Source organism: Pseudomonas sp. GW821-FHT02H06 (assembly GCF_059421525.1).
On record NZ_JBWKVD010000003.1, the window covers coordinates 296,366 to 309,397 of the forward strand.

The 13,032-nt window shown below is 60.9% G+C and carries 10 protein-coding genes; 6 read left to right on the forward strand and 4 right to left on the reverse strand.

Annotated features, from left to right (window positions below; all coding sequences use genetic code 11):
- Positions 1-179 precede the first annotated feature (179 nt).
- Positions 180-1,634 (forward strand): alanine/glycine:cation symporter family protein, encoded by a 1,455-nt coding sequence (locus AC07VF_RS07380; protein WP_192174540.1) that lies wholly within the window; start codon positions 180-182, stop codon positions 1,632-1,634.
- Between the two features lie 30 nt (positions 1,635-1,664).
- Entirely contained in the window at positions 1,665-2,669 is a 1,005-nt protein-coding gene (locus AC07VF_RS07385) for an asparaginase (RefSeq protein WP_192174539.1), read from the forward strand.
- Positions 2,670-3,064: 395 nt separating this feature from the next.
- Here the strand turns inward: AC07VF_RS07385 and AC07VF_RS07390 are convergent, their stop codons facing one another.
- On the reverse strand, positions 3,065-3,931 hold the full coding sequence (locus tag AC07VF_RS07390) for a bestrophin family protein (protein ID WP_407073263.1): 867 nt from the start codon (positions 3,929-3,931) through the stop codon (positions 3,065-3,067).
- Between the two features lie 267 nt (positions 3,932-4,198).
- On the opposite strand from AC07VF_RS07390, the gene tkt reads away from it, so the two are divergent.
- Positions 4,199-6,310: a transketolase gene (gene tkt, locus AC07VF_RS07395; protein ID WP_192174537.1), complete on the forward strand. Its 2,112-nt coding sequence runs from the start codon at positions 4,199-4,201 to the stop codon at positions 6,308-6,310.
- A gap of 64 nt (positions 6,311-6,374) precedes the next feature.
- Here tkt and AC07VF_RS07400 read toward each other — a convergent pair whose 3' ends face one another.
- Both AC07VF_RS07400 and pdxR read right to left on the reverse strand, forming a co-directional pair.
- Positions 6,375-7,586: a YeeE/YedE family protein gene (locus AC07VF_RS07400; RefSeq protein WP_495008343.1), complete on the reverse strand. Its 1,212-nt coding sequence runs from the start codon at positions 7,584-7,586 to the stop codon at positions 6,375-6,377.
- A gap of 90 nt (positions 7,587-7,676) precedes the next feature.
- Positions 7,677-9,224: a MocR-like pyridoxine biosynthesis transcription factor PdxR gene (pdxR, locus tag AC07VF_RS07405; RefSeq protein ID WP_495008342.1), complete on the reverse strand. Its 1,548-nt coding sequence runs from the start codon at positions 9,222-9,224 to the stop codon at positions 7,677-7,679.
- An 89-nt stretch (positions 9,225-9,313) separates the two neighbouring features.
- On the opposite strand from pdxR, the gene AC07VF_RS07410 reads away from it, so the two are divergent.
- The 3 genes from AC07VF_RS07410 to AC07VF_RS07420 are packed head-to-tail and all read left to right on the forward strand — an operon-like array spanning position 9,314 to position 11,082.
- Positions 9,314-9,955 (forward strand): FMN-binding negative transcriptional regulator, encoded by a 642-nt coding sequence (locus AC07VF_RS07410; protein ID WP_495008341.1) that lies wholly within the window; start codon positions 9,314-9,316, stop codon positions 9,953-9,955.
- Entirely contained in the window at positions 9,948-10,394 is a 447-nt protein-coding gene (locus tag AC07VF_RS07415; RefSeq protein WP_495008340.1) for a GNAT family N-acetyltransferase, read from the forward strand. Before AC07VF_RS07410 ends, AC07VF_RS07415 begins: the two co-directional genes overlap by 8 nt.
- A 16-nt stretch (positions 10,395-10,410) precedes the next feature.
- Positions 10,411-11,082, forward strand: a complete 672-nt coding sequence (locus AC07VF_RS07420; RefSeq protein ID WP_495008339.1) for a GNAT family N-acetyltransferase — start codon at positions 10,411-10,413, stop codon at positions 11,080-11,082.
- A gap of 130 nt (positions 11,083-11,212) precedes the next feature.
- On the opposite strand, the gene oadA is transcribed toward AC07VF_RS07420, so the two are convergent.
- The gene (oadA, locus tag AC07VF_RS07425; RefSeq protein WP_495008338.1) at positions 11,213-13,021 is read right to left on the reverse strand and encodes a sodium-extruding oxaloacetate decarboxylase subunit alpha; all 1,809 of its coding nucleotides are present in this window, start codon (positions 13,019-13,021) and stop codon (positions 11,213-11,215) included.
- Positions 13,022-13,032 lie beyond the last annotated feature (11 nt).

Genomic DNA, 13,032 nt, shown 5'->3' on the forward strand with positions numbered 1-13,032 from the left:
TGCAACACGATCACCAGGCTGAGGGTCTAGACACCCCTCACCCTTTTGAGGGCCGGGAGCACACGCTTCCAGGCCCTTTTTTTTGCCCGGCGTCATTTGGGCATGAAACAAACCGGATAAAGACTCCAATAACGCGCGCCGGTATAGTGCGCACCCTCTAAGAAAGCGAGGAAACACCAATGCTTGAAGTCATCAACGACTTCCTCTCGGGAAAAGTACTGATCGTGCTCATTGTTGGGCTCGGTGGATATTTCACGATTCGCTCGCGTTTCGTTCAGTTCCGTCACTTCTTTCACATGTTCGCGGTGTTCCGCGACAGTCTGCGCAGCAGCGCGGGCCAATTGAGTTCGTTCCAGGCCCTGATGCTGAGCCTTGCCGGCCGCGTCGGCGCCGGTAACATCGCAGGCGTCGGCATCGCGGTCACCCTCGGCGGACCCGGTGCGGTGTTCTGGATGTGGGTCACTGCCCTTGTCGGCATGGCGAGCAGCTTTTTCGAATGCTCCCTCGGCCAGCTGTACAAACGCTGCGACGCCGAAGGCCAATACCGCGGCGGCCCGTCGTATTACATTCAGCACGGCCTGGGCAAACGCTGGCTGGGCATGATCATGGCGGTGCTGTTGCTGGTGACCTTCGGGTTCGCCTTCAACGGCCTGCAATCCCACGCCGTGACCCACTCGCTCAACGACGCCTTCAAGATCTCGCCAAGCTACGCCGGCGTCGGTCTGGCGATTCTGCTGGGCCTGGTGTTCGTCGGCGGGATCAAGCGCATCGCCAAGGTCGCCGACCTGCTGGTGCCGATCAAGACGCTGGTTTACATCGCCGTCACGCTGTATGTCATCGGCGTGCAGTTCGAACACGTTCCGCACATGCTGATGACCATCGTCAAAAGCGCGTTCGGCATGGATGAAGTGTTCGGTGGCCTGATCGGCAGTGCCATTGTCATGGGCGTCAAACGTGGCGTCTTCGCCAACGAAGCCGGCCTGGGCAGCGCACCCAACGTGGCAGCGGTGGCTCAGGTCGAGCACCCGGTGGCACAAGGTGTGGTTCAGGCGTTCAGCGTGTTCCTCGACACCTTCGTCATCTGCACCTGCACCGCGTTGCTGATCCTGCTGTCGGGTTTCTATACCCCCGGCTTCGAAGGTGATGGCATTGCCCTGACGCAGAACTCCCTCGCCGCCGTCGTCGGTGACTGGGGCAAGCTGTTCATCAGTGTGGCACTGGCGCTGTTCGTGTTCACCTCGATTCTCTACAACTACTACCTGGGCGAAAACAGCCTGCGCTTCTTGCTGGGCGAGAACCGCAAGGCGATCTTCGGCTACCGCGTGTTGGTTCTGGCGTTGATCTTGTGGGGTGCGGTCGAGGATCTGGGCACGGTGTTCGCCTTCGCCGACATCACCATGACGCTGCTGGCCTTCGTCAACCTGATCGCGCTGGCAATGCTGTTCAAAATCGCGCTGCGGGTCCTGAAAGACTACGATGCCCAGCGTAAAGCCGGCATCAAAACGCCGGTTTTCGACTCCAGCCAGTTCCCCGATCTGGACCTGGATCTGAAAGCCTGGCCAAAGCCCGATGCTGCGCAGCCTGCAGCGCACGCGGCAGCGATCGGCGGCAAACCGGTCACGGACGCGCGTTGATCATTTGAACGTCAATCAAGGGAGACAGGCATGAATCGCGAAAACCACGCATCAGCCCGCCAGGTAATGGTCCTGTATACCGGTGGAACCATCGGCATGCAGGCCAGCGAAAACGGGCTGGCACCCGCTTCCGGCTTTGAAGCGCGCATGGCTGAGCAACTGGCTGCACTGCCCGAAATGGTGGTACCGCAGTGGTCGTTCCGCGAAATGTCCCCCCTGATCGACAGCGCCAACATGACGCCCGCCTACTGGCAGCGCTTGCGTGAGGCGGTGGTCGATGCAATTGAAGCGCAAGGGTGCGACGCCGTGCTGATTCTGCACGGCACCGATACCCTGGCCTACAGCGCAGCGGCCATGAGCTTTCAACTGTTGGGCCTGAATGCCCCTGTGGTGTTCACCGGCTCAATGTTGCCAGCGGGCGTTCCCGACAGCGATGCCTGGGAAAACGTTAACGGCGCCTTGCAGGCTTTGGGGCAAGGGCTTGCCGCGGGAGTGCATCTGTACTTCCACGGGGAGCTGCTGGAACCGACTCGTTGCGCAAAGATTCGCAGCTTCGGCCGTAATCCTTTCGCGGCGCTTAATCGCGCACGGGGTGGTGAGGCCGCCTCGGCGTTGCCGGCGGCACTGGACTATCGCCAGCCCAAGCAACTGGCGAACGTTGCGGTGCTGCCGCTGTTTCCCGGCATCGGCGGTGCTCAGCTCGACGGCATGATCGACAGCGGTATTCAGGGGCTTGTGCTGGAATGCTTCGGCAACGGCACAGGGCCTAGCGATGATGTCGACTTCCTCGCCAGCCTTCAGCGTGCTCACCAGAAAGGCATCGTGGTCGTGGCGATTACTCAATGCCACGAAGGCGGCGTCGAACTGGATGTGTATGAGGCCGGCAGCCGGCTGCGGGGCGTCGGCGTGCTGTCCGGCGGCGGCATGACCCGCGAAGCCGCGTTCGGCAAGCTGCATGCGCTGCTGGGGGCTGGTCTGAGTGGGGATGAAGTGCGGCGGCTGGTAGAGCTGGACGTGTGTGGGGAGTTGCGCTGAGCGAGTGGCGGCGCTCAGATGATGATCTGCAGGCCTTTGTCTGCGATGAGCAAAGACATATCGCAAGGTCGGTAACCCGCAACGGGTCGCAAATTACCCGGCGTCCAGACACTTTGCTCGCGCAGCAAACCCAATCCTGTGGGAGTGGGCTTGCTCACGAAGACGGCATTTCAGCCGCTGAAGATTCAGCGCACCTTCCGACCTCTTCGCGAGCAAGGTGGAACGCCACCCCGGTCGCTCCCACAACTCGTGTATCAACAGGTGCATTTGCGGTGGCTTCATTCTTGATGCAAAAGCGGCCTCTCGACCGCTGGATAGCTCGCGGATAGAGCATCCTCTCAGTCCAGATGCGCCTAGCGTCGTTCATGCCCTCTCAGAGCAAGGGCATGACCTCATCACGAATAAGCCACCTCAACCGGCCGCTTGTCCATCGCATCCTGCAGCATTGAATTCAGATTGCCGGAGATGTTTTCGCACAGCGCTTTCATCTGGATCTCGTGCTCGGAGGCTTTGAACGGGCTTTGCAAGTCGGTGCCGATTTTCTCGATCGCCAGCAGCATGAAGCCGACCACGGTGGACGCCAGCGGCGTGAACCAGCCCAGCGTTTCCACCAGACCGATCGGCACGATGATGCAGAACAGCGTGATGAACAGGCGCGGGAACGTCACGTACGGGTAAGGCAACGGGGTATTGGCGATGCGCTCCATGCCGCCTTGGTTGTTGGAGATTTCCACCAGCGTCGCTTCGAGCCGTTCCAGACGAATGCTGTCCAGGCGGCCGGCCTTGTATTCCTGAGCGATGATCGCCGCGGACTCATTGAGAATCGCGTTGGGGAAGTTGTTGGTGCGCGTGCGGCGCTCATACTCTTCCCGGGAAATCATCGCGGTCACCTGCTCGCCACAATCACTGCCCTTCAAATGAGCCGACAGGCATTCGACATAAGCGACGTGCCGGCGCAACAGCGTGGCCTTGACCGGGTTCAGGCCGTCCTCGTCATCAATGAAGGTCAGCACCTGCCGGGCGAAGCTGCGGGAGTTATTCACCAGCGCACCCCATAACGTGCGCGCCTCCCACCAGCGGTTATACGCACTGGTATTGCGAAAACTGGTCAGCACGACCAGCGCAGAACCCAACAGGGTCAAGGGCATTGATGGGAGGGTGATCTTGCGATCCAGAAACAGCATGAAGTCGACGGTGACGACGACGTCCCAAATCAGCAGCCAGAACAATGACCAGCCGATGTAGGTAAACGTCCGGATCATGGCCCGGTACTTCTTGACGATGAATTCCTGCAAAAGCCACCTCCGCAATACGCTTAAATCGGTCGGCAAAGGCTCGACCCAAGGCTTCGAATACGTGAGAACAACTTCGTTCGTTACGCCCACAGGCTATATGTAACCAAATACGAGCGGAAAGCTGAATCGCTTCTCCACCGGGTCGACTGACAGATTGTTCATGGAACGATCACAGCCTCCGAGGGCTCAACACCTATCTGGATGCTTCCGCTACCCGTCACGAGGAGAACGTTAATGAGCTCGTCTGCCAACTCTCACTCCACCGAACGATCAGGCGCAGTGCGCACGTTTACGCCGCACACCGACCGCGACCAACTGACCATCAACACCATTCGCACCCTAGCCATGGATGCAGTGCAAAAAGCCAATTCCGGGCACCCCGGCACGCCGATGGCGCTTGCCCCTGTGGGCTACACGCTGTGGAAAGATTTCCTGCGCTACCACCCGGAACACCCTGACTGGCCAAACCGCGACCGCTTCGTGCTATCGGTCGGTCACGCTTCAATGCTGCTTTATTCACTGCTGCACCTGGCCGGTGTGATCGAGATCGACGAGCACGGCAAGCCATCGGGCAAACCTGCGGTGAGCCTTGAGGACATCAAGCAGTTTCGCCAGATGGACTCCAAAACCCCGGGCCACCCCGAATACCGCATGACCACCGGCGTGGAAACCACCACTGGCCCGCTGGGTCAGGGTTGCGCCAACAGCGTCGGCATGGCGATGGGCGAGCGCTGGCTGGGCGAACACTTCAACACGCCGGGCGCGACGCTGTTCGATTACAGCGTTTACGTGCTGTGCGGCGACGGCGACATGATGGAGGGCGTAACCGCAGAAGCGGCCTCACTTGCCGGTCATTTGAAGCTGTCGAATCTGTGCTGGATTTACGACAACAACACCATCAGCATCGAAGGTCATACCGAGCTGGCTTACAGCGACGATGTGCAGAAGCGTTTCGAGGGCTACGGCTGGAAAACCCTGCACGTCAAAGACGCCAATGACGCCAGTGCGCTGGCAAAAGCGCTGCAGACCTTTCAGCAAACCAGCGATGCACCAACCCTGATCGTGGTCGACAGCGTCATCGGCTTTGGCTCGCCCAACAAACACAATACGTCTGCCGCCCACGGCGAACCGCTGGGCGATGACGAAATCAAACTGACCAAAAAAGCCTACGGCTGGGACGAAAACAGCAGCTTCCTAGTGCCGGAAGATGCCCGCCATTGCCTGCGTGATGCACTGCTCGACCGCAGCGGGAGCGATTACGACGCCTGGCTTGAGACCTTCAACCAGTTTGAAAAGGACCAGCCCGACCTCGCCGATCAGCTCAAGCGCATGCGTGCCGGTGAGATGCCCGAAGGCTGGCAAGACAAGCAGATGAATTTTGAAGCCGACGCCAAAGGCATTGCCTCCCGCGCGTCCGGTGGCAAAGTGCTGAACGCCTTCGCCGAGCAGATTCCTTGGCTGATCGGTGGCTCCGCAGACCTTTCGCCGTCGACCAAAACCAATCTGACGTTCGACGGAGCCGGTAGCTTTGAAGCGGGCAATTACAGCGGTCGAAACCTGCACTTCGGTATCCGCGAACATGCCATGGGTTCTATCGCGAACGGCCTGGCTCTGTCCTATATCCGCCCGTACACCTCGACGTTTCTGGTGTTCAGCGATTACATGAAGCCGCCGATTCGTCTGGCGTCGATCATGGAATTGCCGGTTATTTTCGTCTTTACCCATGACTCCATCGGCGTCGGCGAAGACGGCCCGACACACCAGCCCATCGAGCAACTGACTCAGCTGCGGGCAACACCCGGTGTGCTGACGATTCGTCCGGGCGATGCCAACGAAACGGCCGAAGCCTGGAAAATAGCGCTGGCGCAAACCAGCAGACCGTCCTGCCTGGTGCTCTCGCGTCAGCCGTTGCCGACCCTTGATCGCTCGAAATACGCCGCCGCCGAGGGCCTGACTAAAGGCGCGTACGTGCTGGCCGATGCGGTAGAAGGCAAAGTGGACGTGATCTTGATCGCCACTGGCAGCGAGGTCGGTATGACCGTCGAAGCGTTCGAGACGCTCAAAGCCGAAGGGGTTGCGGCGCGAGTGGTGTCGATGCCGAGCTGGGAATTGTTCGAGGATCAGGACAAGGCCTATCGCGACGGCGTGCTGCCGCCGGACGTGAAAGCCAGGGTGGTGGTGGAACAGGCGGGGCCGGTGGGCTGGGATCGGTATGTCGGCCAGACCGGAGCGAAGGTTGTGATGAACACCTTCGGTGCGTCGGCCCCGATCGAGAAGCTGCAGGCCAAGTATGGATTCACGGCGGAAAACATCGCTAAGCTGGCGAAGGAGCAGATCGCCGGTTAATCCTGTGTAAGAGCGCTTGCCCGCACCTCGCGGGCAAGCGTCCTCCCTCCTTCAAATCACTCGATCAGCACCCTGTCAAAACAGCAGGCCGACGCTCGCCCTCAAAGAATACCGGCCGAATCCGCACGCCCACTGCGTTGCCCGCAAAGGCAGCGACCAGCCAGAGCCAGCCGTGCAGGCTGCCTGAGGCGATCCCGCTGAAGTACGCGCCAATGTTGCAGCCGTACGCCAGGCGCGAACCGTAACCCAGCAACAGCCCGCCAATCACTGCAGCGATCAACGAGCGCGTCGGGATTTTCAGACTCGGAGCGAATCGTCCAGCAAGGCCTGCCGCCACTGCCGCACCCAACATGATGCCGATGTCCATGACGGTGGTGATGTCCTCCCACACCGGCGCGGCCAGCGCCTTGGCGTTCGCTGGCATTTGCCAGAACGGCCAACTGCCCACGTCCACCCCCAGACCACCGGCGACTTTCGCACCCCACAGCGCGAAGGCCGAGGTGATGCCCCAAGGGCGACCCGCCAATGCCAGCGTGGCGTAGTTGAGCAGCGCCAAGCCAACCGCGCCCCACACCAGCGGCCACGGCCCGCGAAAGAAACGGCGCACGCCAACATGCTCGCTGGTGACGGCCGCTTCCAGCTGTCCGTGCCGACGCTTTTCCAGCTTGACGGTGACAAGGGCAATGATCGCGAACAGCGCCAGGCTCATCAGCAACGCAGGGATCACGCCGAAGGTTTTAACGATGGAAGTGGCGGGGAACGACGGCAACGAGAACCACCAATCGACGTGATGCGTGGCGATCAGCGAGCCAATGATGAAGAACAGCAAGGTTACGAGCATCCGCGCATTGCCGCCGCCGACGGTGAACAACGTGCCGGACGCACAGCCGCCGCCCATTTGCATGCCGATGCCAAAGATGAAGGCGCCGAAGACAACCGACACGCCCGCCGGGGCCACAAGGCCGGTGACCGGCGTGCCGAACAGCGTACCTGCACCCAGCGCGGGGAAGAACAGCAACACCGCGACGGCCAGCATCACCATCTGCGCGCGCAAGCCGGCGCCGCGTCGCTCGTTGATGAATACCCGCCAGGCCGAGGTGAAGCCGAAGGCGGCGTGATAGAGCGTGAGGCCCAGCGCCGCGCCAACGATCAGCAACAGCACTTGCCTGCCGCCAACGGCGGATTGCAGAAACAGAGCGCCGACCACCAGCAAAAGGAAAGCGATCAGCGGCGCGCCGAGCTTGCGCTGCGGCGCCGCGGAGAGAGGAAGACTCATGGGCGTATCTCGAAGAAGGATTGCGATGGGCGCGAGTATACGCCGGTGCCTGCTGGATGACGCGCCAGGCCGCCATCGGGTTCACCAAGATCAAACCCGCCATGCACTTCGCAATCGCGCCAGCGCCGAGGCGATATCGGCCTCAGGCACCGCTGCAAACCCCAGGACCAGACCGGCCCGATCATCCACCGGCGTCTCTGACCCCGGCAGCCAATACTCACTCAACGGCGCGACCTCGACGCCGACATTTTCTGCCTTGGCGACCAGTTCCGTTTCACGCTCTAACGTATCCACTGCGACGGTCACATGCAGCCCTGCAACGGGCTTGATCATCGGGCTGCAACCCGCAAGCTCTTTGGGCCAGCCGGCCAGTAATGCATCGCGTCGACTCAACGCAGCCCGGCGCATGCGGCGGATGTGCCGCTGAAAGTGACCCGCCGCGATGAACTCGGCCATGACCATCTGTGTGCCCACCTCGGAATGACGCATGTCCACGGCCCGGCGCCGGCTGAACGGCTCAACCAGGTTGCGCGGCAACACCAGATAACCCAGGCGCAGCGCCGGAAATGCGACCTTGCCGAATGTCCCGACGTACAGCACGCGACCGCTGCGATCCAGCGCTGCCAACGGCGCCAGCGGGGCGCCGCTGTAGCGGTATTCGCCGTCGTAGTCGTCTTCGACGATCCAGCTTTGATTGCACTCAGCCCACGCGAGCAGTTCAAGCCGCCGAGCCAGACTCATCGTCACGCCCAGCGGGTATTGGTGTGAGGGCGTCACGTACGCCAACTTGCAGCCTGAGTCATCCAGAGCCGGACTGCGCATGCCCTCGTCGTCAACCGCCGTGCCCTGCAACCTGGCGCCAGCTACCCCGAAGGCATGACCGGCCGCGCGGTACCCCGGATTTTCGATCGCCACCACGTCGCCCTGCTCCAGCAGCAGCTGTGCACAAAGGGTAATCGCCTGCTGCGCGCCATTGGTGATCACAATTTGCTCAGGTGCGCAGCGCAAGTCGCGGGAAGTCCTCAAATAGGCAGCGATCAGCTCCCGCAGCCGCCATTCGCCAGCCGGGTCGCCGTAGCCAAGATGCTGGAGGCCCGGCTTACGCCAGAAAGCCGTGTGGAGCTTGCCCCACGTGTCGAAAGGGAACAGATCAAACGCCGGAACACCCGTGCGAAACGCCCTGGGCAGGCCGCTTTTGGGAGGCCGCAAATGATGCTGATCCAGCGTATGCATTGCTGTGCTGTGGATAACATTGTTGGACGATTCGGCCGCCATTATCAGGGGTTTTGTGGATAAACCTGTTGATAAGCTTGGTGATAACCCTGTGGACAGGTGTGTGGATAGTTTTTTTGCAGCGGGCGATTTCTCTCTCAAGAGTGCGACGTAAGTGCCGTCCCCGACGCGGCTTTCGGTAAAGCCTTCGGCGTAAAGCTGGTCATAAGCGCGCACCACGCTGTTGCGGGAGATGCCGAGGGATAACGCTAAATCCCGGCTCGCCGGCAAGCGCGTGCCACCGGACAAGCGACCGTCGAGGATGCGCTCGCGCAGTGTCTGATAGAGCTGGCGGCTAAGACCATGGCGGCGGTTCAGCTCAATGCCGGCAAAATCGAACGTCAGCGCGGGCGTGGGTGCGTGCATGGGATTGGCCCTATGAGATAGACCATTAATGGCTCTTACAACGAACCAATAGGCTGCCTAGGATTGACTCAGCCGCCAAGGAAAATCTCATGTACATGCCCAGTTATTTCAAAGACGAAGACTTCGCCAGCCTACACGGACAGATAGAAGCCACACGCCTGGCTACTCTGGTCACCTTTGACGAGACCGGACTGCAGGCGAGTCATATTCCCTTGTTGCTCGAACCGACTCAGGGTCCGCAAGGCACGCTGTACGGGCATCTGGCCAAGGCCAATCCGCAATGGAAAGCCCTCCAGACGGGCGCTGAAGCACTGCTGATTTTCCAGGGTGCAGAGGCTTACATCAGCCCGTCTTTCTACGCCGCCAAGGCCGAGCACGGCAAAGTAGTGCCCACCTGGAATTACCTGGCGGTGCACGCCTACGGCCGTGCCGATGTGTTCACTGATCCCGAGCGGCTGTTGCGGATTGTCACCGGCCTGACCGACAAGCACGAAGCCAGCCGCGCCGAGCCTTGGGCTGTCAGCGACGCACCCGCCGATTACATCGAGAAAATGCTCAACGGCATCGTCGGCTTCGCGATCCCCATCGAGCGGCTGGAAGGCAAGCGCAAGCTCAACCAGAACCGCAGCGCCGCAGACATCGCCGGCGTGAGCAAAGGCCTGGCACTCAGCCAGGACCCATCCGATCAGAAAATCGCTCAGTTGATGAGCCAGGTAGCACCGCGTGTCTGACCTCCACATCCGCCCCGTCACCGCCGAAGATCACGACGCCTGGCTACCGTTGTGGCAGGCCTATCTGACCTTCTATAAAACCACGCTGGCCGATGCGGTTTCACAGAGCACCTGGCAGCGGTTTCTGGACAGCAGCGAGCCCACCAATGCCGCCCTCGCCTGGCAGGACGGCAGGGCGGTGGGCATGGTGCATTTCATTTATCACCGCTCGAACTGGAGCATCAGCAATGCCTGCTACTTGCAGGACTTGCTGGTGGTGCCGGAACAGCGCGGCACGGGCGTTGGCCGCCAACTGATCGAATACGTCTACGCGACCGCCAAACGGGACGGCGCCGACAAAGTCCACTGGCTCACCCACGAGACCAACGCAATCGCCATTCAGCTCTACGAGCGCATCGCTGAGCGCCCGGGCTATATTCAATTTCGCAAACCGTTGTAAGACAGGGACTCTCGACATGTCGGATCTTGAAAACTGGCAACCGGCCAAGCTGCCGGATACCCGCACACTGCAAGGACGCTTTATTCGTCTGGAAAAATTGAACGCCGCCCGCCATGGCGATGGGCTGTGGGATGCACTGGAAGGCCCGGCTGCTGACCGCAAATTGTGGGATTACCTGTTCGTGGGCCCGTTTCCAGAGCGCGGCGCATTCGATGACTATCTCGCAAGACTGGAAGGCTCGACCGATCCTTGGTTCTACACCGTCATCGATCAACAGACCGGCACCATCCACGGGTTTCTGGGCTTGATGTCGATTTTCCCGAGCGCGGGCCGCATCGAAATTGGCCATGTGACCTTCGGCGCCTCAATGCAACGCACCCCCAAGGCAACGGAAGCGGTTTACCTGCTGGCGAGGGAATCCTTTGCGCTGGGCAATCGTCGTCTGGAATGGAAATGCAATGCCAACAACGCCCGTTCCAAGCGTGCGGCGGAGCGTTTCGGATTCAGCTTCGAGGGCTCCTTCCGCCAGCATTCCGTGTTCAAGGGTCAGAATCGGGATACGGCCTGGTACTCGATCATCGACAGCGAATGGCCTGCAATACAACAGGCGTTCGAAGCATGGCTGGCTGTGGATAACTTCCAGGACGGTGAGCAAATCAGGACGCTGGAGCAACTGCGCCACCGCTGAGAGCGTCGAGTCCCACAGCCGGAGACGCTTGGCTGAAGCAAAAAAAGAGGAGCCACGAGAGCTCCCCCAGAGGTAACTGTTCAGCCTGCCGCATCTGTGCGCGGCGGGCTGTTATCTATGCAGTGGGTTATCAGCCCTCGATCTCGACCAGAATCTCGCCCGGGTTAACCCGATCGCCTTTCGCGACATGGATGGCCACGACCTTGCCAGCGACTGCCGCCTGAACTTCGGTCTCCATCTTCATCGCTTCGGTAATCAGTACCGCCTGACCGGCGCGAACGCTGTCGCCCTCCTTCACCAGCACGTCGACGATATTGCCCGGCATCGAAGTGCTGACATGGCCTGGCTTACTGGCCTGGGCACGCTTGCCAATACCGCTGCCGACAAACTCGTTGAGCGGCTCGAACACCACTTCTTCCGGCATGCCGTCGATGGACAGATAGAAGTGACGCTTGCCCTCGGCCTTGACGCCCACACCGGTGATATCAACGCGGTAGCTTTCGCCGTGAACGTCGATGACGAATTCGGTCGGGACGCCCTCGCCTCCCGCCCTCGCCACCGCGCCCGGCTCGGGGATCGGCAGCAACGGCTCTGGCGCCAGCGTGCCCGCCGCACGTTCTTCGAGAAACTTGCGGCCGATGTCCGGGAACATGGCGTAGGTCAGCACGTCTTCTTCGCTGGTGGCCAGCGCGCCGATCTCGCCGCGCAGCTTGGTCATCTCCGGCTTGAGCAGGTCGGCCGGGCGCACGTCGATCAGCTCTTCGTTGCCGATGGCCTGACGGCGCAGCGTCTCGTCCACCTGCCCCGGCGCCTTGCCGTAGCCGCCAGTGAGGTAAAGCTTCACTTCGTTGGTGATGGTTTTGTAGCGCTCGCCGGCCAGTACGTTGAAGAACGCCTGGGTGCCGACGATCTGTGAAGTCGGCGTCACCAGCGGCGGGTAGCCCAAGTCTTTGCGCACTCGCGGAATCTCGGCCAGCACTTCGCCCATGCGGTTCAACGCACCCTGCTCTTTGAGCTGGTTGGCGAGGTTGGAGATCATGCCGCCCGGCACCTGATTGACCTGCACGCGGGTATCGACCGCCGTGAATTCGCTTTCGAACTGGTGATACTTCTTACGCACCGCATAGAAATACAGGCCGATTTCCTGCAGCAGTTCCAGGTCCAGGCCGGTGTCGAATTCGCTGCCTTTAAGGGCCGCGACCATCGACTCAGTACCCGGATGGCTGGTACCCCAGGCGAAACTGGAGATCGCGGTGTCGATGTGGTCAGCACCGTTTTCGATGGCCTTCAACTGGCACATCGCGGCTAGGCCGGCCGTGTCGTGGGAGTGAATGAACACCGGCAGCGATTGCTCGGCCTTCAGCGCCTTGACCAACTCGCCCGTGGCATAGGGAGTCAGCAGACCGGCCATGTCCTTGATCGCGACGGAATCACAACCCATCGCTTCCATCTCTTTGGCCTGCGCCACAAACGCGCCGATGGTGTGCACCGGGCTGGTGGTGTACGCGATCGTGCCCTGGGCATGTTTGCCGGAAGCCTTCACCGCTTCCACCGCCACGCGCAGATTGCGCACGTCGTTCATGGCATCGAAGATGCGGAACACGTCGATACCGTTGTCCGCCGCCTTGGCGACGAATGCCTTGACCACGTCATCGCTGTAGTGCCGATACCCCAGCAGGTTCTGACCGCGAAGCAGCATTTGCAAACGCGTGTTGGGCAGCGCCGCGCGCAATTGGCGCAGGCGCTCCCACGGATCTTCCTTCAGAAAGCGCACGCAAGCGTCGAAGGTCGCCCCGCCCCACACTTCCAGCGACCAGTAGCCGACTTTGTCGAGCCTGTCGCAGATCGGCAGCATGTCCTCGGTGCGCATGCGGGTCGCCAAAAGAGACTGGTGGGCGTCGCGCAGAATGGTGTCGGTGACGAAGATTTTCTTGGACATGTTCGGATCTC